The sequence below is a fragment of the Acinetobacter piscicola genome, from assembly GCF_002233755.1.
In the GTDB taxonomy this organism is placed as follows: domain Bacteria; phylum Pseudomonadota; class Gammaproteobacteria; order Pseudomonadales; family Moraxellaceae; genus Acinetobacter; species Acinetobacter piscicola.
This window is the reverse complement of the sequence record NZ_KZ268704.1, coordinates 31319-52515: the sequence shown is the minus strand read 5'-3', so window position 1 is coordinate 52515 and position 21197 is coordinate 31319. Positions and strand designations below refer to the sequence as shown.

General features: G+C 37.4%; 17 protein-coding genes. 10 read left to right on the top strand and 7 right to left on the bottom strand.

Annotated elements, in window-relative coordinates; all coding sequences use genetic code 11:
* Window positions 1-29: 29 nt before the first annotated feature.
* Together proB and CDA10_RS00230 are read left to right on the top strand one after the other, a co-directional pair.
* Window positions 30-1163, top strand: coding sequence for a glutamate 5-kinase (gene proB / locus CDA10_RS00235; RefSeq protein WP_010112862.1), 1134 nt, complete (start codon window positions 30-32; stop codon window positions 1161-1163).
* A gap of 606 nt (window positions 1164-1769) precedes the next feature.
* Window positions 1770-2306: a hypothetical protein gene (locus CDA10_RS00230; RefSeq protein ID WP_089603526.1), complete on the top strand. Its 537-nt coding sequence runs from the start codon at window positions 1770-1772 to the stop codon at window positions 2304-2306.
* A 187-nt stretch (window positions 2307-2493) separates the two neighbouring features.
* On the opposite strand, the gene CDA10_RS00225 is transcribed toward CDA10_RS00230, so the two are convergent.
* The 3 genes from CDA10_RS00225 to pdxR all read right to left on the bottom strand — a co-directional run bounded on the left by CDA10_RS00225 (window position 2494) and on the right by pdxR (window position 6191).
* Window positions 2494-3141, bottom strand: coding sequence for an HAD-IB family hydrolase (locus CDA10_RS00225; protein ID WP_089603525.1), 648 nt, complete (start codon window positions 3139-3141; stop codon window positions 2494-2496).
* The gene (locus CDA10_RS00220; RefSeq protein WP_213062842.1) at window positions 3108-4316 is read right to left on the bottom strand and encodes a DUF1615 family protein; all 1209 of its coding nucleotides are present in this window, start codon (window positions 4314-4316) and stop codon (window positions 3108-3110) included. Before CDA10_RS00220 ends, CDA10_RS00225 begins: the two co-directional genes overlap by 34 nt.
* A gap of 381 nt (window positions 4317-4697) precedes the next feature.
* A complete protein-coding gene (gene pdxR, locus CDA10_RS00215; RefSeq protein ID WP_089603524.1) occupies window positions 4698-6191 on the bottom strand; it encodes a MocR-like pyridoxine biosynthesis transcription factor PdxR in 1494 nt (497 codons plus the stop codon).
* A 154-nt stretch (window positions 6192-6345) separates the two neighbouring features.
* Between pdxR and gabT the strand changes: the two genes are divergently transcribed.
* From gabT to CDA10_RS00175, 8 genes are all read left to right on the top strand, one after another.
* Window positions 6346-7638, top strand: a complete 1293-nt coding sequence (gabT, locus tag CDA10_RS00210) for a 4-aminobutyrate--2-oxoglutarate transaminase (RefSeq protein ID WP_089603523.1) — start codon at window positions 6346-6348, stop codon at window positions 7636-7638.
* A complete protein-coding gene (locus tag CDA10_RS00205; RefSeq protein ID WP_089603522.1) occupies window positions 7635-9086 on the top strand; it encodes an NAD-dependent succinate-semialdehyde dehydrogenase in 1452 nt (483 codons plus the stop codon). Before gabT ends, CDA10_RS00205 begins: the two co-directional genes overlap by 4 nt.
* 543 nt (window positions 9087-9629) lie before the next feature.
* Complete coding sequence (locus tag CDA10_RS00200) at window positions 9630-10499, top strand: carbon-nitrogen hydrolase family protein (RefSeq protein WP_089603521.1); 870 nt, start codon at window positions 9630-9632, stop codon at window positions 10497-10499.
* 50 nt (window positions 10500-10549) lie between these two features.
* On the top strand, window positions 10550-13354 hold the full coding sequence (locus CDA10_RS00195) for an aminotransferase class I/II-fold pyridoxal phosphate-dependent enzyme (protein WP_089603520.1): 2805 nt from the start codon (window positions 10550-10552) through the stop codon (window positions 13352-13354).
* A 27-nt stretch (window positions 13355-13381) separates the two neighbouring features.
* Window positions 13382-14944 (top strand): biotin carboxylase, encoded by a 1563-nt coding sequence (locus CDA10_RS00190; protein WP_089603519.1) that lies wholly within the window; start codon window positions 13382-13384, stop codon window positions 14942-14944.
* Window positions 14945-14953: 9 nt separating this feature from the next.
* Entirely contained in the window at window positions 14954-15943 is a 990-nt protein-coding gene (locus CDA10_RS00185) for a C45 family autoproteolytic acyltransferase/hydrolase (RefSeq protein WP_089603518.1), read from the top strand.
* Window positions 15944-16684: 741 nt separating this feature from the next.
* Window positions 16685-17704: a tRNA dihydrouridine synthase DusB gene (dusB, locus tag CDA10_RS00180; RefSeq protein ID WP_267284010.1), complete on the top strand. Its 1020-nt coding sequence runs from the start codon at window positions 16685-16687 to the stop codon at window positions 17702-17704.
* A gap of 200 nt (window positions 17705-17904) precedes the next feature.
* Window positions 17905-18411: a DinB family protein gene (locus CDA10_RS00175; RefSeq protein WP_089603516.1), complete on the top strand. Its 507-nt coding sequence runs from the start codon at window positions 17905-17907 to the stop codon at window positions 18409-18411.
* Between the two features lie 23 nt (window positions 18412-18434).
* Here CDA10_RS00175 and CDA10_RS00170 read toward each other — a convergent pair whose 3' ends face one another.
* The 4 genes from CDA10_RS00170 to CDA10_RS00155 are packed head-to-tail and all read right to left on the bottom strand — an operon-like array spanning window position 18435 to window position 21122.
* Window positions 18435-18857 (bottom strand): hypothetical protein, encoded by a 423-nt coding sequence (locus tag CDA10_RS00170; protein WP_089603515.1) that lies wholly within the window; start codon window positions 18855-18857, stop codon window positions 18435-18437.
* Between the two features lie 17 nt (window positions 18858-18874).
* Window positions 18875-19660: an FAD:protein FMN transferase gene (locus CDA10_RS00165; protein ID WP_157909331.1), complete on the bottom strand. Its 786-nt coding sequence runs from the start codon at window positions 19658-19660 to the stop codon at window positions 18875-18877.
* 26 nt (window positions 19661-19686) lie between these two features.
* Window positions 19687-20214 (bottom strand): FMN-binding protein, encoded by a 528-nt coding sequence (locus tag CDA10_RS00160; RefSeq protein WP_089603513.1) that lies wholly within the window; start codon window positions 20212-20214, stop codon window positions 19687-19689.
* Between the two features lie 23 nt (window positions 20215-20237).
* Entirely contained in the window at window positions 20238-21122 is an 885-nt protein-coding gene (locus CDA10_RS00155) for a DUF6662 family protein (protein ID WP_089603512.1), read from the bottom strand.
* Between the last annotated feature and the right edge of the window lie 75 nt (window positions 21123-21197).

The window sequence follows — 21197 nt, the reverse complement described above, 5'->3', positions numbered from 1 at the left end:
ATCGGCTTAGAAAAGGAACTGAGGACAAGATGATAGAAGTGGTAGATGGGCAGCGTCAGCTCAAGGCTTTAAAACGTATCGTTGTTAAAATCGGATCATCTTTACTCACAGCAAATGGGCAAGGTTTAGATTTGGAAGCAATTTCGCATTGGGCGAAACAAATTGCAGATCTACACAATGCAGGACATGAGATTATTCTTGTGTCTTCAGGCGCTGTGGCTGAAGGGATGGTTCGCATGAAGCTAGATAGCCGACCCACCGATCTACCCAGTCTGCAAGCTTGTGCCGCTATTGGTCAAATGGGTTTAATCCAAACATGGTCAAGTGTTTTGGAAAACCATACCATTCAAACTGCACAAGTTTTATTAACCCATGATGACCTTGCTGATCGTCGCCGTTATTTAAACTCTTGCGATGCTTTGCAAAATTTAATTGATTGGCGTGTGATTCCAGTGATCAATGAAAATGACACGGTTTCTACCGATGAAATTCGTTTTGGTGATAATGATACTTTGGCGGCCATGGTTGCAGGTCAAGTACATGCAGACTTACTGATCATTTTGACGGATCAACAAGGTATGTTTGATTCGGATCCTCGTTCAAATCCAAATGCAAAACTGTTCCATACGGTTCGTGCGATGGATGAAACATTGTTTGATATGGCAGGCGGTGGCGGTAAGTTCGGGCGTGGTGGTATGCTAACCAAGGTTCGTGCTGCACGTTTGGCTGCAAAGTCAGGTTGCCCAACCTTGATTGCCAGTGGTGAAAGCGACAATGTTTTGGCTCGTTTGATGTCGGGTGAGTTATTGGGCACGCTATTTATTACTGATGATGACCGTGTCACAGCGCATCAACAATGGTTAGCCGCACATTTGCAAACAGCAGGTCGTTTGGTCTTGGATGATGGTGCAGTGAAAGCCATTAAAGAGAATCATCGTAGTTTATTGCCAGTTGGTGTAAAAGCCGTTGAAGGGCATTTTGAACGTGGTGATGTAGTCGAATGTGTAGACCAATATGGGCATCGTGTTGCTGTTGGACGTGTTAATTTTAGCTCTCGTTCAGCGGACATTGTCAAAGGTTTAGCGTCAGACAAAGTTCATCAAGTTTTAGGTGAAGCTCGTTCTTTGGAAATGATTCATCGTAATCACATGGCGATTTATTGATTACATAACTTTTTGAATTTTATTTGTTTAACATAGGTTTATTTTAGCTATACTTTAAATAGCCTGCTTGTATAACAGGCTATTTATTTAAAATAAAATATAAAACTTCTCAATAAATTGACGTGTCTTTAGAGAAAAATTCATAAAGACATTTTCAGAATCAAAGAACTTTGCCTTATCGTTCAGTAAATCTGTGATTTTTCTCTACGTGTAAGTTGTCTGATAAATTCAAGTCGCTGTTATTCTCAGTCACTAGTCATTTATAGATTGATAATCAGGCATAATAGCTAAGAGTTTTCCAATAGTTTGTTCATAATTCTTTTTAATTTCCTCGTAACTTGAAACTAAAATAACTTTTTGCCTTCTTTGTTGGAGAATAATCTCAATGTTTCATCATTAGTAGCGTATTTCAAATTTCGGAAACAAATAATATTGCCAAAAGGCTTTTGCCATAGAGCGCACGGATTAGTACGTGAAAAGACTTGGATTATACTCATTATTTTATCTATCTTTTAATAAATACTATCTTATTAAACACTTATATGTGATTCTATATTTTATTACCTATTTTTAAAAATTAAAAAAGTTTGTTTTTTGGGGGGGATTATGGATGGATATAATATTTACAACATTGTTTTAATTGCAATATTTTCAATAGTTATTCTAGGAATTTTTTTGGGTGCTGGGAAAAACAGAAAAATTGTAGTCTTTAGAGATTACGATGACCTTGGGCTAACTTTTCTAATTCCAACATCATTATTTGGTATCATTTTCCTGTTCCATTTGTTTGGTGGAAATCCGCTATATGGTACTGTTTTAGCAAGTACTGTTTCTTTCATTTTATTTATTATCTTAGTTAAAAATAGCTATATTGATAATAATCGTGTGATCTGGAAACTATTTCTTGTTTTGATCACAAAGTTACCACTTGCTTTTCTATGGGTAGTTAATTTGTTTTCCCTAATTAAACCAAGTGGTCAAACAGCCAGACAACGTCGAGAAAGTCGAGCAACAGCAATTTTAATTTTAACGATTATTACGCCAATTATTGGAATTTTAGTTGTTGATAAATCTGGTGAACTGTTTAATCCTCGGCAATGGATCAAAGGAAAAAGAGTTGGTAGTATCCGAAATCATATGTAGATAATTTCACTTGTTTTTCAATATATTCAGCTTTTTGAATGTTGTAATTGGAGCTACTTTTTATGTAGCTTCTTTTCTTTCTAAAGATCATTTACATTTTGGTTTGTGTTTAACCCCTCTTAGCAAATGAGGGGTTTATTGTTAAAACCTTTAAAATAGAAAACACCATCAAATTCAAAAGAATCAATTAGGCAAATTTCATTTCTTGCTCTAAATAAGGCAAAGCCTGATCCTTGCCAACCATAAATTTAAAATCTGCCAAACTCAGCATATCTAAATCTTCTTCACTATTTCCATAGGCATAGATTTTATTGTATTGGGTTAAATTATATTTCTCTAAAATACGAATTCGTTTTTGTTCACAACTACAATCAGGTGTTGAGTACTGTCCTGTGAATTGATCATTCACAATTTCAGTACCAGTACAAATCAGGTCAATGTTTAGAATTTGACAAATTGTTTTTAAATAAAGGTCAACCGAAGCTGAAACCAAAACAACATCATCACCATGATGCTGATGATTTAATAATTGTTGATAAAGTTTTGAATCTAATTGCTCAGTTAAACTATGTGCATATTCTTCAGCAATGGCTAAAATTTCATTGGCTTTCGCATCTTTAAACATTGCTTTAAAAAGACGAGGGCGCATGGAGTCAGCAGGGTAAATATTTAAATAATACGCCTGAATCCACGGTAAAATTTTAAAACCTTGTTTAACGATATGCCTTTTTGATAAAGCATAGAAAATAAACCCTGTGAAACTGTCTTTTTTACACAAGGTTCCATCGAAGTCAAATAGGGCTAAATTCTTATGCGTTTTGCTCGTTGCATGCATGTTTCATATCGTCCGTTTACGCGGCTTGCATACCAGTTGGTATTGTAATCACGACTCAGTTTAGGTCCTGAAATGACCACTTCTGGCATAATTGCATAGATTGGATCTTTACCTGTCTTGTCTTTATATAATTTTGAAACAGCGATATAAGTTTGCGTTTTTTCAAAACCTTTCTCTTTTTCTTTTTTTAAATCATCACGTAACTGACGAGGTGTAATCAGTACATTGTTCTTTGAAAATAAAGTGATTAGCGCTTTTTCCGTTGTGGTAATTGCAGGGCGAGGGTCACCATTCTTATCATAAGAAAGTAAATCGCCATCTAAATCCAAATCAATGTCAGATGATTTTTCAATCATTTTTTGAAATGCTGCATTTCGACTTGAATACATACCTGAATTATAATCAGCAAAGCGATAAATTGGTTTTTCATAATCTGCTGGATACATCATCAAACGATGTATGCCGTAGTACAAGCCACCATATTCTGTATATAAATCATCACGTAATTCATTGGTGCTCATACTGCTACGCTTATTTTCTTTGGCATAGTTAATATGAACTTGCATAGAGCCTAAAGTGGTAATTGGATTTAACTTTTCAGCAAAATCTTGACCTACAAACTTAGCAGCACCTGTTAAAGCACTAATATGATAATGCTTTGTCATATAGTCAAAAATTTCACGATAAAGTACATCAAGCTCTTTTTCGTTTTTGACTCGACTCATTTGTTTTAAATAATTGTCTTCAGGCGAAGGCTGATTTTTTAATACGTCTTGGAAATAATTAGCAATTGGCCCACCAATGGTCGTACCTAACTTATCCTCAAACTTTTCTTGTAGGCGTGTGCTGACTTCTTTAACCGCTTTATCACCTAAACCGGGCACATTTGGATTGGCAATAAAGTTGGATTCTTGATCTACAACGGCAATAATCGTACAGATATTTTCTTTGTTACGAGGAATTTTTAACTCTTCTGATATGTCAAAAATATCTTGAGCCCATGATTTACGATCATTGACACGATTTGGAATAAGCTTACGTATTTGCTCACTTTCTAGTTCCGGTTCATCATCATTTGTCCACCATGAACCATCACCACACGCAGTGAGTCCAAGAGCAAGTGTTGTTAAACAAGCGGAACGAATCAAGATATTCTGTAAACCAATTTTTTTCATACGACTGAAAACACGTTTAGAAATGGATAAGCTCAAAGAGCTGTCGAAGTATACTATGTCTATCTTAGAATGTATGAATATATATGTATATTGCTGTGTAGCAACTGTCAAATTATTTAATTGTTGTTTTTGTGATAGATAAGTGGAATTACTCACTTTAAACATTTAAGTCTTTTGACATAAATTGCTATAAAAGATGAATCAATTGACCTTATTTTTGTTAGATCAGTTCAAATCTGAGCGAATTATTCACTATTTTTTATGTCTTTTAGTTTTGAGATAATTTAGCAATATTGAAAATACCAAAAGCATTTGGAGTTCGCTTTATTTTCCGTTATTTAAAAGTGAATTAAACTTGAAAATAATAGAAAAATTATACAATTAAGAGAGTGTTGATATTCCTGCTTCTCTTAAACATTGGAGTAAAACGCCAAAAGCCATGAGCATATCTTTCTCATTAACACATGCAAAACCAAGAAGTAATCCTCTTTGTAGAGATGCATGCATATAGTATTGAGAAAGAGGGCGGACTTTTATTCCTCGTTCTAAAGCTGTACTTGCAATGCTAACGTCATTACAAAATTCTGGAAGTTTTAATATTAAATGTAAGCCTGCTGCTTGATCATATTCATGGATAAATGCAGTTCCAAGATAGCGTGTAATGAGACCAATTAGAAAGTCTCTTCGTTTACCATAAAGCAGACGCATACGTCTAATATGAGCCTCATAATGTCCTTCACTAATAAATTCTGCTAAGGCTTTTTGTTCAAGTAAATGACCACCACGATATAATTCAGCTGAAACAACGCGTAGAAGTGGAAATAGTGGTTTAGGCACAACTAAATAGCCTATACGTAAAGATGGGTAGATTGTTTTACTAAATGTCCCCATATAGAGTACGGGTGCATCGGCTTCTAAGCCTTGTAAAGATGGATAGGGCAAGCCTGAAAAACGAAACTCACTATCGTAGTCATCTTCTACAATCCAACTATTATGTTTTTGCGCAATATGTAGTAATTGTTTTCTTCTTTCCAAGCTTAAATGTGAGCCTAATGGATATTGATGTGATGGCGTCACAAAAATAAGTTTCGGGGGAGAAGAGGGATTTGCATCAGGAATAATTCCATTTGCATCGACAGGCATTGGATGAATATCTAAACCATTCATTCGCAAAGTATTTCGCATTCCCCAGTACGCTGGATCTTCGATCCATACGCGATCTCCAATATCACTTAACGCTCGGGAAACCAAATCTATAGCTTGATGTATACCTTCGGTAATAATAATTTGATCTGCATCACATTGTACTGAACGTGCAACACGTAAATATTCGGCAAGTGCATTGCGTAATTCAATGCTACCGCCAGCATTGCTATAAATAAGACAATCGATATCTGGTTCACGGCTTAATTTTGTTTGGATTCGACTAAAAATATGATGAGGGAATTCAGTCACATCAGGTGCACCAGGGACAAATGCTCCCCATTGATGTGGTGATGCCGCCGCATATTCTATTAAATTAGCGCCACGTTTGGACAGCGTATAAGAACTTTGGCTTTTATGTGGTGTAGTTGTTTCTAAATGAATTTGTGTATTTAAAAAAGTTTCTGGCAGTTGTTCAGATACCCATGTTCCATGTCCTGTACGTGCTTCTAAGTAGCCTTCAGCCTGCAATTGTTCATAGGTCGTCAAGACGGTATTACGTGAAACATGTATTTCTTGAGCTAAATCTCGTGAGGCGGGTAATCGAACTTTGGGCTGAATAACACCTTCAATAATGGCACTACGCAAACAATGAAAAAGACGTTGATGTAATTTTCCTTCGGTTTCCTGCTGCAGACGTTGTAATACATAATCCCCAAGTAAACTACGCAATTGGCTCTCTCCTGCAGGTTAAAAATGGCTCTCGTCAGTTGCGATAAGACAAGCGAAATTATGAGCATACTCAGTCATTGTAGCTGATCCAGTAAAATTATATGTGGATGTGGTCTTTCACTGTAATTGATGATTATAAATATGAGAGAATCAAATGAATGCTAAACATTCTGCACTGAATACGCGCAAACAGCAAGCAACCCCACGTGGTGTCGGTGTGATGTGTCAGTGGTATGCGGAGAAAGCAGAAAATGCAACGATTTGGGATATGCAAGGTAATCAATATATTGATTTTGCTGGAGGAATTGCCGTATTAAATACTGGGCATCGCCATCCGAAAGTGATTGCTGCTGTGACTGAACAATTAAATAAATTTACACATACGGCATATCAAATTACACCTTATGAAAGCTATGTGGCATTAGCTGAACGAATTAATGACAGAGCTCCAATTGTAAAACCTGCAAAGTCTGCTTTCTTTTCAACAGGCGCTGAAGCTGTTGAAAATGCTGTGAAAATTGCTCGTTCATATACAGGTCGCCAAGGTGTTATTACTTTTGGAAATGGCTTTCATGGTCGTTCATTTATGACGATGGCAATGACAGGTAAAGTTGCACCGTATAAACGTGATTTTGGTGTCATGCCAGCTGGAGTATTTCATGCGCGTTACCCAGTACCTACGCAAGGTATTAGCGTGGATGCTGCTATTGAAAGTGTTGAAAATATTTTCCATGAAGATATCGCACCTCATGATGTAGCCGCTATTGTACTTGAGCCTGTTCAGGGTGAAGGTGGCTTTCATATTGTCCCTGCTGAATTTTTAAAGCGTTTAAGAGCGTTATGTGATCAGCATGGTATTTTATTAATAGCCGATGAGGTTCAGTCTGGTTTTGCCCGTACAGGTGAATTTTTTGCTATGAATCACTTTGAAACAAATGTTGATTTAATGACAATGGCAAAAAGTATGGGTGGTGGATTCCCAATTTCTGGTGTGGTTGGTCGTGCAGAAGTCATGGATGCACCTAACCCTGGTGGTTTAGGGGGAACATATGCAGGAAGTCCTATTTCTATTGCAGCAGCACATGCCGTGATAGATGTTATTGATGAAGAAAATCTGTGTGATCGTGCAAATGAGCTCGGGACAAAACTTGTGACTACACTGAATTCTATTCAACAGAATAGTAGTAAAGTTATCACAGAGATACGTGCGCTTGGGTCTATGGTTGCAGTTGAATTGCAAACAGCAGAGCAAGCTAAAATAATACAAAACTATGCGATGGATAAAGGCCTGTTGCTTTTAACCTGTGGTAAAAATGGTAACGTGATACGTTTCTTATATCCATTAACAATTCCTATGGAACAGTTTGATCAAGGGCTGAATATTTTAAAAGATAGTTTTGCTGCACTTGGTGTTTCTAAAGCAACTGTGATGGAGAAATCAGCATGATACTGGACGATTTACAGTATTTATTGCAACATCCTGACATTAGTTTTGAAGCACCTTCTTCACCGAAAGATTATATTCAGGTCAATGATGCTTCTACGGATGAAGTCTTAGCATGGGTTAAAAAGCATGATGCGATTGCAATCAATGCAGCAATTGACCGTTCTGAAAAAGCGCAACAGCTTTGGAAAAAGCAAACAGCTTTAGTTCGTGCTGATGTGTTATTGGTTTGGTATAAGTTGATCCTTGAACAGCAAGATGGCTTGGCGCACATTTTAACTGCAGAGCAAGGTAAGTCTCTGGTCGAAGCGCGTGGAGAAATTGCTTACGCAGCCTCATTTATTCGTTGGTTTGCGGAACAAGCACGTCGTGTTGATGGCGATATTTTGACTCAAACGCAAGCTCAGCAACGTTTATTGGTGCTTAAACAGCCCATAGGTGTTACAGCTGCAATTACACCATGGAACTTTCCTGCGGCTATGATTACACGGAAAGCGGCTCCTGCGATTGCAGTGGGTTGCTCAATGTTAGTCAAACCCGCTGCACAAACACCTTTAACTGCTTATGCATTGGAAGTATTGGCTTTAAGAGCAGGTTTACCGAAAGATGTTTTGATTACGATGAGTGGTCAAGCCGCAGAAATTGGTGAAATCTTCTGTAACAGCGATATTGTACGTAAATTAAGCTTTACAGGTTCGACTGAAATTGGTCGTGTTTTGGTGCGTCAATCCGCATCGAACATTAAAAAATTATCACTGGAGTTAGGTGGAAATGCGCCAGTATTGATTTTTGATGACGCTAATCTTGATCAAGCTGTGCAAGGCATTATGGCAAGCAAATACCGTAATAGTGGTCAGACCTGTGTATGTGCGAATCGCATTTATGTTCAAGATGGTATTTATGATGCGCTGACTGAACGTTTGGTCAATGCTGTTGCGAAATTAAAAGTAGGTGATGGTCGTCAAGCTGATACGACTCAAGGACCTTTGATTGATCAAAATGCTGTGGACAAAGTACAGTCGCATATCGATGATGCTGTGTCGAAAGGGGCAACTATACGTATAGGTGGACAACGTTCAGCTTTAGGTGGAACATTCTTTCAGCCTACTGTACTGAGTGATGTGACGCAGGAAATGAAGGTTGCTAAAGAAGAAACATTTGGCCCACTTGCTGCTTTATTTCGCTTTAAAACTGAAGAAGAAGCAGTCGCAATGGCCAATGATACCGAGTTTGGTTTAGCTGCTTATCTGTTTACTCGTAGTACTGCTCGCCAGTGGCGTGTTGGAGAGCAACTCGAGTATGGCATGGTTGGTATTAATACAGGGGCTATTTCCAATGAAGTTGCGCCGTTTGGTGGCATAAAACAATCAGGCTTAGGGCGTGAAGGTTCAAAATTTGGTATAGAAGAATATCTTGAAATAAAATACCTTTGCGTCGATTTGTCTGAATAATTTAAATCGTATTGTTACGAGCTGATCATGTTTTTCATGATCAGCTTTTTTGTTTTTAAGTTTGTAAATTGTTGGTAGAAAATTTAAGTTATTTTTCTTTAAAAATAAAAATTAAATGAAGATTTTTACATCGCGATAGGTTAAAACATAAAGTGTGATACATCTCACTTTACTGAGAATTATCTGAGAAATATGCGGTTTTTAAAGGTGAACCATTTATTAATCTAAATCACATGAATTGGCTCTCTAATATTTCAATAAATTGGTTCTTGTTTGCATTTGTATGAAAGCACACATTAAGACTAAGAACTTTATAAAAGTAAGATTAAGGATTTATAAAATAGTATTAAAAATCAATGATATGGTTTGTTTAAACTGCAAATTATTGTGAAGATATTTTTTATAATCCTAAATATTTCTTTAAGTACTTAAAATAAAACTATTTATTTTACATGGAAAGAATAGATCTTATTTTTATAAAAAATTTTAATTAATCTAAATAATTGAATAGATTGGTTTTCTAAAACATGTCAAGAGGATTCCATGTTAAGCAATTTTGGTATCGCTGGTGTTCAGATGCAGATTTCTGCGTTTTCAAGCAATGTTGAGCAAATGGGTAATTACATGCGCTATATCCGTATGCGTTATCCATGGGTCAAAATGGTGATGTTTTCTGAATTGGCTCCTTTAGGTCCAAAACACAGTACCGCCGAAGCTTTACCTAGTCAAACCGAAGCTCAACTTGCTGATCTTGCAAATGAAACAGGCCTTTGGCTTATTACAGGCTCTATGTTCGAACGTGTGGATGACGAGGAAAAAGGCTCGATCGTTTATAACACACTGTCGGTCATTGACCCGAATGGAGAGATCGTAACGCGTTATCGTAAGCTGTTTCCATTTCGTCCTTATGAAAAAAACGTAGAAGGTGGAACTGAATTTTGTGTTTTCGATGTACCTGAGGTTGGGCGTTTTGGTGTGTCTATTTGCTATGACATGTGGTTCCCAGAGACAACACGGACATTAGCGGCGATGGGCGCTGAAGTTATTTTACACCCGACCATGACAGACAGTATTGATCGTGATGTTGAGTTAGCCATTGCACGAGCATCTGCGGTACAAAATCAGGTGTATTTTATTGATATTAATGGTGTTGGAGATGGTGGTGTAGGTCAATCTATAGTCGTTGATCCATCAGGATATGTCTTGCATCAGTCTGGTTCTGGTCCAGAAATTATCCCAATTGAAGTGGATTTAGAGCGTGTAAGGAGAGAACGTAGACGCGGTTTAAGGACATTAGGACAGCCATTAAAAAGTTTTAGAGATCGAGACTGTGATTTTACGGTTTATGAAAAAGGTAATCCTGCTTTTACCTATCTAGATACATTAGGAACATTGGCAAAACCTGAAAGTTAAATTTCAGATAGAAAGCAGGGCAATGGAAGTAAAATATAGGATGCCAATATATGAATCATCAAGAACAAAAACATAATACTTCTTTAGGCCATCACCGCAGTGTATGGGAAATTCGTTCAGATGGCTGGATTAATCTGGTTGATGATACTCGGTATTTGAGTAATTTAGCGCTGAATGCACCTGAACGGGCATCAATTTTAAAACGTGTTCAACAAACAATCCATTTTTTAACGCCAATAGAAAGTTATTGGGCTTTTCCTGGTAAACGTGTATTTGCTGATTTATGTCAATATATTGAGCGTGAAGAGTTTGCTTCAGCCTATCAAATCGCCCGCCGTATCCATCGAGCATTAACTGCCAGTACGTACCGACATGATAGTAATGTGTTGGATAGTGATCGAGAGCTTCCTTCTCAAATTGAGACGGATAGTGAGCAGCAAGCACGATTATCAAGACCTTATTTCGAAGTCCTTATTGTCGATGAAATGTCAGTAGGCGAAGAAGATGCTTTACGCCGCCGAGTGCAGAGTAAACGCAGTGTCGATGATAATTTTATCTTTGACATTGTCGTCGTACCGAGCTTTGAAGATGCGTTAATTGCAACATTGGTCAATTTTAATTTACAGGCAGTCGTAATTCGACATGGTTTCCCATTTCGTTCAGTCAATCATATCGAATTATTAGAGCGTTTCTTAACGGGAATAGATACCAATATTGAAGCGATGCCTGAACTGGAACGAGGGCCATTACTGGGTCGACAAATTTCAAAAATTCGGCCTGAGCTTGATTTGTATCTTGTGACTGATGTAGGTGTCGAAGACATCGCTGCTTGTGTAGGTGGTGAAATCTTTAAGCGGATTTTCTTCGGTGAAGAAGACCACATTGAATTGTATAGTGCCATTATGAAAGGTGTGGGTGAGCGTCATCGCACACCGTTCTTTTATGCTTTACGAGATTATGCAAAACAACCGACTGGCACTTTTCATGCATTACCATTAGCCAGAGGGAAAGCCATTCTGAATAGTAATTGGATTGGTGATCTAGCCCAATTTTATGGGATGAATTTGTTCATGGCTGAAACTTCAGCCACATCAGGAGGATTAGATTCTTTACTTGATCCTGTTGGTCCATTGAAAGTGGCTTTGGAATATGCAGCACGTGCATTTGGCGCACGTAGAACGTATTTTGCAACAAACGGCACATCTACCTGTAACAAAATTGTTGTTCAGTCTTTAGTACATGAAGGCGATATTGTACTGGTCGATCGTAATTGTCATAAATCGCATCACTATGGTTTGGTATTAACGGGCGCACAGGTTGCTTATTTAGATTCTTATCCACTGAATGAATATTCAATGTATGGTGCTGTATCCATTGCGCATATCAAAGAAACATTATTAAACTTTAAACGCGCAGGAACACTCCATCGAGTCAAGTTGGTATTGCTTACGAACTGTACTTTTGATGGCGTAGTTTATGATGTAGAACGCGTCATGATGGAATGTTTAGCCATCAAACCAGACCTTGTATTCTTATGGGATGAAGCATGGTTTGCTTTTGCAGGCTGCCATCCAATTTATCGCCAACGGACAGCAATGGCAAACGCGGCAAGGCTGACAGAGCGTTTTAAAGATCCTGCTTATGCGCAAAGCTATGCGGAATGGAATGAAACGATCGACTGGGATAATACCCAACAGCTATTGGAAACGCGATTAATGCCAAATCCAGCATTGGCACGGGTTCGCGTTTATGCAACACATTCAACTCACAAAACTTTAACGGCACTTCGCCAAGGTTCAATGATTCATATTTGGGATCAGGATTTTAAAGAGAAAAGTGAGGAAGCTTTTCTAGAAGCTTATATGACACATACCTCTACTTCTGCAAACTATCAGATTTTAGCGACCTTAGATGTTGGGCGTAGACAGTTTGAACTTGAAGGCTATGAATTGGTTCAACGCCAACTTGAATTGGCAATGAGCTTACGTGAACAAGTGAGGAATCATCCATTACTCAAAAAACATTTTTATTTTTTGAGAGTTGGTGATCTCATTCCAGCAGAGTATCGTGAATCAGGTATTAACAGTTATTTTGACGAAGGAAATGGCTGGACAAATTTAGAAAGAGCATGGAATACCGATGAATTTGTGATGGATCCAACACGTGCCACCTTAATGATCGGTCAGATAGGTATGGATGGTGATACCTTTAAAAACAAAGAGTTGATGGATAAATATGGTATCCAAATCAATAAAACATCACGTAATACAGTTTTATTTATTACCAATATTGGAACAACACGTTCAGCTATTGCATATCTTATAGAAGTACTTATCAAAATTGCACGTAGTGTGGAAATGCATATTGCAGATATGAGTTCAATAGAGCGAAAGATTCATGAAAAAAAGGTTCGTTCATTAACGGAAGAACAGCCACCATTACCCGATTTTTCTGCATTCCATAAAGCCTTTAGAGGACAAAGTCAAAATACTGATGGTGAAACATTTACACGTGATGGAAATGTACGCCGTGCATTCTTTTTATCGTATGAAGATGAAAGTTGTGAATATATAGACATGAGTGAAGCTGCCAAAGCAATTACAACTGGACGAGAGTTAGTGTCGGCTTTATTTGTAATCCCTTATCCGCCAGGTTTCCCAATTTTGGTGCCAGGTCAGATTATCAGCATGGAAATATTAAAATTTATGGAGGCTTTAGATGTTAAGGAAATCCATGGTTTCCGTCCTGAACTGGGGTTCCGTATTTTTAAACAGTCAGTTTTGGATGAAGCTGAACAGGGATTAGTCCTAGGTACAAATGGACGACTACTCACCAATAGTTTACGAGCAGGATAAGGTTGTGTTGTAGAGGAATCCGATCGCATGAATAACCGATATTCATTTTTAGTGATGGCATTGTTGCGACAGTTTTTACACCGTATTTATCCTCAAAAAGGACATGAAATTATTAAGGAAAAAAGTATGAATAATAGTAATAAAGTCACCAGTATTTCAGATATGTTACTGATGTTTCATCGTAATGAACGACCTATTTATTTTATCAGTGCAACAAATTTTAATTTGTTAGGTATGGATCGTTGGGTAAACCGTTTTCGATATATTAATTATATTGACTGCTTTGATGGACGTCATCCCAATGTATTTGTTCCGCAGGAGTCGCCACATGAAGAGTTTGAATCGATAGAAGATATTAATAACTATTTATTACAACATAAAGATGTTATCGATTTGATTGAACGTAGAGGCGGAAACCCTGTTGCAACTTTCTTAATGTTTGATGAGAAAACCGAAGAACTCGCTAAGGAAATTGGTTTAGATATATGGTTTCCACCAGCAGCTTTAAGACAACGTTGTGACAATAAAATGGAAACCGTGCGTATTGGTAATAAAGCAGGAGTCTATTCAGTTCCAAATGCATTGGTTAAAGTAGATAGTTATGAACATTTACAACAACTTGCTGCTGAACATGGCTTAGGTCATGATTTAGTTGTGCAGACTGCATTTGGTGATTCAGGGCATACGACATTTTTTATTTCCAATGAAGAGGAATTTAATAAGCATAAAGACGATATTATTAAAGACCCAGAAGTCAAAGTCATGAAGCGCATCAATTGCCGTGGTGCGACATTGGAAGCTTGTGCTACGCAATCTGGAACACTCGTTGGACCATTACTGACTGAAGTTGTAGGTGCAACGGAGTTGACACCTTATAAAGGCGGCTGGTGCGGGAATGAAATTTTTCCGGGAGCATTTTCTGAAAGTGTTCGGGCTAAAGCGCGGGAGATGGCAGAAAAGTTTGGTAATCAATTACTCAATGAAGGCTATCGTGGCTATTTTGACCTAGATTTTCTCATTGATATTGATACAGATGAAGTTTATTTGGGTGAATTAAATCCTCGTATTTGTGGTGCAAGCCCGATGACCAATCATGCTGCATTTGCTTATGCAGATGCACCTTTGTTTTTGTTCCACTTACTTGAATTTTCAGGTGTACCATTTGATTTAAATGTGAAAGAAATAAATGAGCGTTGGGCTCAACCACATTTTATTGATTCATGGTCTCAGGTCGTCATTAAATTTACTGAAAATAAAGTAGATCAAGTTACGCACGCACCGCCTACAGGTATATATCGAATGGCGCAGGACGGTAGTGTGTCTTATCAGCGTTTTGATTATAACCGTAAGGCCATTGATACAGAGCAAGAAGCATTTTTCTTACGTATTACAGGGCCGGGTGATTTCCGTTATGAAGGTGCTGATTTAGGAATCTTGATTACACGTGGTCGTTCAATGGATGATAATTTTAAATTGAACCTCAGAGCACGTGATTGGATCAGAGGAATTAAAAGCTACTATGCGGGTAAACCAATCGTTACGACACATCATGAGTCTATACCTGAGCCTGGTGCTTTTAAAATATTATAGGAAAGGATCATGTCAATTGAACTTCAGTTTCAGGCATGGATAGAAGATAAGCCTGATGAACAATGGCAAACAATGTTCAAACGTTTTTGGCCAGGCTATCGTGCATGGTTTTTACGTAGCGGTATTGTGGGAAGACCTACATATTTAGAGTGTAGAAAGGCTTTACGGACACATATGCCTGAGTTGGTTCCAGTTTGGGAAAAATTGGTTGAACTGGCTGGAGATGGTGATGTTGAATCTCGATTTTTATCTTTATGGTGTCCGCCACCCTATATTGCAGGATGTTCACAAGGTATTTGGCTTGATCCGCAGGGCTATGAAGAACCTATCTTGTTGCGTAATTATGATTTTGCACCCGTGTTGCTTGAAGGAAACTGGATGAATACACGCTGGCTCGACCAGCGTGTATTGGCTATGAGTGATTGTTTGTGGGGTGCATTGGATGGATTAAATGAGGCAGGATTGTCTGTCTCTTTATCTTTTGGTGGACGAACAGTGTCAGGCACTGGTTTTGGAGTCCCTTTGGTTATTCGCTATATCTTGGAGATTGCTGAAAATACTGCTGAAGCGATAAATATTCTCAAACGTATACCTGTACATATGACTTATAGTATTACATTGCTTGATCGGACAGGAGATTGGGCAACTGTTTTTGTGAGTCCAGATCGGGCGCCTGAAGTGGTTCGTCAACGTGCTGTAACTAATTTTCAACACACAGTTGAATGGTCACAACATGCGAAAGCGACACATGCAATTGAACGTCTAGCGATGCTACAACAAAAAATGGATTATGCAGCCAGTTCACAAGAAGCGATACAGGCGATGCTTTGTAAGCCACTTTATCAAGAAGCATGGTTACGTGGTTATGGTACGTTATATTCTGCGGTGTACCGACCATTTTCAAAAAGTGTTGAACTTCTGTGGCCTCAACAAGCATGGCAGCAAACAATGCAAACTTTTGAAGAAGGTAAGAGAACAATTATTTTACAACCGTATTGAGCATAATCGAAAATAGGATTAAATTGCAGTCCAGTCCAGTTAATCAATGCTGAGATACGCTTTGCTTAGGTTGTACATCTAAAAGCTGTGTAAAAATTAAATTACGGTCTTTGTTCAAATTGAAAAGATACATTTCTTAATTTTTTCAAATTAAACAGTCATCGTTTATAAATCGTATTTCACTCAAAATTTGTATTCTCATTCAACACATCAAACAATCTTATCAGTTTGACCTTATCGGACAGTAAGGTTTTTATTGCCCTTGGCAAGAAAGGTATTTGAATTAAAAGTCTTTTATAGATTTTTAAGTTAAAAACCTTAATAAAAATTGGTTGTACAAACAGATGTTGAATACTCACTCAAACTTATAATTTCCAATGAATACATGACCATCTAAATTTATCGTTAAGTTTTTGACACAATCTGAGCTTCAGGATTTAGAATAGCGCTATGAATGAGTATTTCGGTTTCAGGTTTTTTAATCCTTTTTGTAAAAGTTCTCGTTTGAATATATGTAAATAAGTTTTTAGAATTTATTTGCATGCTGTACCGAGCTTTATAATTTACCGTAGCTTATTCTGTAATCGTTTCTTGCATTTTACACCACAAATTAAGTTTGCAGCATAGATAACGTTATGGTGCAAATGATGTGTAAAAATAATGAAGAAAGATTGCGATTGATGAACAATGTTTGAAAATATGGGAATGTAAAAATTGAGTAAAAACAGCGTCATTGAAGAATTGTTTGATAAATCAAAGCATTCTCCTGTTTTTGTTGCACCGATGGCTGGGGTTACTGATCGTCCGTTTAGAACACTTTGCAAGTACTTTGGTGCAGGGCATGCAGTAAGTGAGATGATGACCTCGGATCAGACTTTACGGATGACCAAAAAAAGTCTGTATCGTGCTAATTTTGATGGGGAATTAGCGCCGATTTCTGCACAAATTGCAGGTTCAGAACCTGAACAATTGGCAGAGGCTGCACGTTACCAAGTTGCCAATGGTGCGCAAATTGTCGATATTAATATGGGATGTCCTGCAAAAAAAGTTTGTAGCAAACTTGCAGGCTCAGCCTTGCTTAAAGATGAAGATTTGGTTGCAAGAATTCTTGATAAAGTAGTTGCCGCTGTTGATGTTCCAGTGACTTTAAAAACCCGTTTAGGTTTTTTGAATGGTCATGAAAATATTATGCGTGTAGCGAAACGTGCAGAAGAGTCTGGGATTGCAGCGCTTGCGCTGCATGGACGTACTCGAGAAGATATGTATTTAAACACAGCACGTTATAGTCTAATTAAAGATGTTAAACAGATGTTATCGATTCCTGTGATTGCCAATGGGGATATTGATAGTCCTGAAAAAGCCAAATATGTATTGGACTATACAGGTGCCGATGCGGTGATGATTGGTCGTGCTGCACAAGGCCGTCCGTGGATTTTTCGTGAAATAGCACATTATTTAAAAACAGGTGAACATCTTGCTGCACCGCAAATTGAAGAAGTAAAAGAAGTATTACTTGGTCATTTGTCTGAGTTGTATCAGTTTTATGGTGAATATTCAGGTTGTCGAATTGCCCGAAAACATATTGCTTGGTACACCAAAGGCTTACATTCAAGTAATGAGTTTCGTCAAAATATGTATGGTGTTGAAAGTACCATTGAGCAAGCCAAAGTAGTGGAAGAATATTTCAATCATTTGTTAGATCAAGGTAATATTATGAGTGATGTGCAGATTGAAACAGTGAACTTGCTAGATACAAAGTAATAGATTCAATTTCTTGTTGTGCAGTTGATTGACCATCGGTGAGTGAATAGGGATTATTTGAATTTTTATTCATCATTTTTAACAAGTAAGGTATAGAAAAGAACATCCTATACTTCAAATCATAGTTTGTATTATGAGTATAGAGCAGTAGGTCTTGATGGTTTAATGTTATAACTATTTGAAATAGAGCAAGATAACTCATGAATAAAAACAATCTTTTGACTTTAGCGGAATATAATATTTGGGCAACAAATCGGTTAATACAAAGCCTTGAAACCATGCATCATGATGATTTTTATAAAGATGTAGGTTTGTATTTTAAAAGTATTGCAGGAACATTGAATCATTTGCTACTCGGTGAGCATTATCTTTGGTATTCACGATTTAATGACGGTATTTCACCGACAATCGCATTAGACACCATTATTCATACAGAACAAACTGCACTTTTTAATGAATTACAACAAAAGTCGATGAATTGGATTTCATTTATAGATCAAATAGATGAAACAATCATCAATGGAAATTTGACCTATAAAAGAGTCTCTGGTCAAGAATTAACTTTACCGTATGCCGCTACATTGATGCACGTTTTTAATCATGGGACTCACCATCGTGGTCAAATTACCGCAGCATTAACGGCTTTGGGTTATTCTTGCCCGGAATTAGATTTGGTATATATGTTGGTGGAACAAACCGAGATGTAAATAATGATCAATATTCACGCTTTTTAATTTAATTTTCTTTTATAGATACCAACCATAATATGTAAAGGCAACCATAAAATACAGATGAGTCCAATCCAGATATGTACCCATTTTACATTTTCATGCCATTCTTCAGGGCTGTAATATAAGCCTGTTCCAGAAATAGCAAGAATACTCATGAAACTCAACATGAATAAACCAGTAACGAAATTTCGTTTAATACGCAAAGCTAGTCGAACGTGTACAGTTATTAAAGAACCAAAAATCATTAAAAAAATTGCCGCAGCAATACCATGGGTTTTTAAGACATTTACAGTTAAATCACTTGGATCTTGCATTTGCCAATCTTGCGAATAAGCAAAATAAACACCTGTTACTGCTAGAGTTAGCCAAACAAAATAGAGAAAGTATCGTTGTAAATGCGGAATTTTAATTGAAAATGACATGATGAATCCTGAAGTAACTACAAAATCATGGCTTGAGCTGCAAATAATTTTAAACAAGGGTGTTGTGGATTTTGACTGACAACTATAACTTTGGTCAGGGCATCTGCAACGCATGCTGTAGGTGCAATGACACTAAAGCTATGCTTAGAGTCCAAAGCTGTCCGATTGAAAGGGTTGACCAATGCACTCCCATTTTCTGTTTTGGAAAAATAGCTTGCTGATGTCGCGATTGCACCGTTTGCTAAAGCACCTAATGCATGAAAATCCTGTGGATTCTGAGGGTTACGAATGACAATTTCTTCTGCAATATGTCCTAAAACTCTCAAATCCCCGCCAGCATTTACAAGGGCATTTTTAATACCTAATTTTTTTAAAGAATGAATGGCTAAATCCACTGCAAACCCTTTTGCAATTCCGCCTAAATCTAAAAGTATCGGCTGGGTAAATCGGATGGAATGATCACTCAATAACTGCAAACCTGCCTGAGAATGAATGGTCTTATCCGTATGACCTTGCTGTAGATGATCGGGTAATATTTCCCAATTCACTAAAGTATTGGCAATGCTACAATCAAACAATCCATGAGATGCATAAAAAATTTGTTGTGCACGTTTGAGTACAGCATAAGTGAAAGGGTGTACTTGAACGATATGATTAAAAGCATTTTGATTTAAGCGTGACAATTCGCTTTTCGGATCATGAAAGCTCATGAGTTGTTGAACTTTTTCAATAGCGGAAAAAGCTTGATTTATGATTACATGAGCGTGTTGTGGAGATAAAGCATCATGTAGCTTTATCTCCACAAAAGTACCCAGTAATGGTTTTGCTCTTAAGATGCTAATGATTTCAATACCAGATCATGAAATTGCAAAATACGCTTTACACCATCAGTCACATGTCGTGAAGATAATGTCGCACCACTGATATTTTTAATATCTTTATTTAACGCAAGCGGGGCAGAAGAAGTTTTACCTACAAATTGCTGACGCCAAGATTCATCACGGATCTGTCCGCCATAAGATTCGTTATATTCCAAAATTTCAACTTGTTTAACAACTCCTTTTGCTGTTAAAGCAACAGCATAGGTAATCATTTCATGTTTACCCAATACTTGGTCAATAACCAACCATCCACCATCACTACTTTTATAAACCTGATTTGCTTTAAAAGCATAAAAAATACCTGAGGATTTTTTTAAACTTTTCACTTGCTCATCTGTGAGGCGAACTGCAACTTTTTTCATGCTAGCACTTGGAAACATGAGTTTTTGAGCTTGTTCCGCAGTCAGATACACCGCAGAATGACCAATGATAGGTGTCACACTCAGCAAAGCAGTTGCATAAGGCATCCATTTCATATTTAAAATCCTAATACGATGAATTAAAAGTTATAACCAAATTTTAAACGGAACTCATTTTTAGTTTTTTCAATCAGATGCAGGTTTTTATCATCTTGCTCTTCAAATGTCTCACGACCACCACGTAGTTGTGGGAACCATGTTGCTGTAACCCAATAATCTTTAGAACCATAATGTACAGAAGGCCCTAAGAACCATGACCAGCGTTCTTGACCAACTTCAGTTTCAAACTCTGTTTCATATTGAGTTTCCAAACTACCGTACCAATTCGGCGCAAAACGGTAGCTTAAACCTGTACCAATTTGTACTTCTAGTTCCATTTCCGGTTTAGTAGACCATTCAAAACCTTCTGGTAAATTATTTATGTGACCACGTTTGGCATATGTACCTTCAAACATTAAATTACCGACCCAGATTAAACTGGCGTCCATAAAATATTTTTGAGCAATCAACATATTTTCAAAACTAAGCGTATCTTTGTCCTGTCCTGAATGCGGATCAATTGTGGAATAGCTCAGTTCAAATTGGTTAGATAGGCCAATTGGCTCACTTGCAGGACTTAAAAAGTTATATTTTCCACCAACTTCTAAGCCTGAAACCTTAAAACCAAATTTACGATCTGCTGGCATATAACCATCAATGATAATGTCTGAGGTATCCAAAGACATCGACTTTAAGGCAACAGAAGCATTAAATTTGTCAGTAATACCACGTTCATATTCAGTTTTATAATCAAAAGCAGAGTAGTGTCCTGCACCTTTATCACTACGATTGGTTACCCATTGATAAAGTTCTTGACCGCCTTTAGGCAGTGTTTCTGCGCCTTTGACATAACCGAACAGATTTTCATCAGCCCATGCTGTTTGGAATAGCCCAAGTATTACAATCCCCAACCCAATTCGTTTCATATTCAGTTCCTGATTTTACGCTTCATTATTTTTGATAGACGTAAAACTGTTAATAATCATTATCATTTATAATGC

Bases quoted from the DNA above. Each gene is read 5' to 3' on its own strand.
- proB (WP_010112862.1), top strand. From the start codon at position 30: ATGATAGAAGTGGTAGATGGGCAGCGTCAGCTCAAGGCTTTAAAACGT.
- CDA10_RS00230 (WP_089603526.1), top strand. From the start codon at position 1,770: ATGGATGGATATAATATTTACAACATTGTTTTAATTGCAATATTTTCA.
- CDA10_RS00225 (WP_089603525.1), bottom strand. From the start codon at position 3,141: ATGCATGCAACGAGCAAAACGCATAAGAATTTAGCCCTATTTGACTTC.
- CDA10_RS00220 (WP_213062842.1), bottom strand. From the start codon at position 4,316: ATGAAAAAAATTGGTTTACAGAATATCTTGATTCGTTCCGCTTGTTTA.
- gabT (WP_089603523.1), top strand. From the start codon at position 6,346: ATGAATGCTAAACATTCTGCACTGAATACGCGCAAACAGCAAGCAACC.
- CDA10_RS00205 (WP_089603522.1), top strand. From the start codon at position 7,635: ATGATACTGGACGATTTACAGTATTTATTGCAACATCCTGACATTAGT.
- CDA10_RS00200 (WP_089603521.1), top strand. From the start codon at position 9,630: ATGTTAAGCAATTTTGGTATCGCTGGTGTTCAGATGCAGATTTCTGCG.
- CDA10_RS00195 (WP_089603520.1), top strand. From the start codon at position 10,550: ATGAATCATCAAGAACAAAAACATAATACTTCTTTAGGCCATCACCGC.
- CDA10_RS00190 (WP_089603519.1), top strand. From the start codon at position 13,382: ATGAATAACCGATATTCATTTTTAGTGATGGCATTGTTGCGACAGTTT.
- CDA10_RS00185 (WP_089603518.1), top strand. From the start codon at position 14,954: ATGTCAATTGAACTTCAGTTTCAGGCATGGATAGAAGATAAGCCTGAT.
- CDA10_RS00175 (WP_089603516.1), top strand. From the start codon at position 17,905: ATGAATAAAAACAATCTTTTGACTTTAGCGGAATATAATATTTGGGCA.
- CDA10_RS00170 (WP_089603515.1), bottom strand. From the start codon at position 18,857: ATGTCATTTTCAATTAAAATTCCGCATTTACAACGATACTTTCTCTAT.
- CDA10_RS00160 (WP_089603513.1), bottom strand. From the start codon at position 20,214: ATGAAATGGATGCCTTATGCAACTGCTTTGCTGAGTGTGACACCTATC.
- CDA10_RS00155 (WP_089603512.1), bottom strand. From the start codon at position 21,122: ATGAAACGAATTGGGTTGGGGATTGTAATACTTGGGCTATTCCAAACA.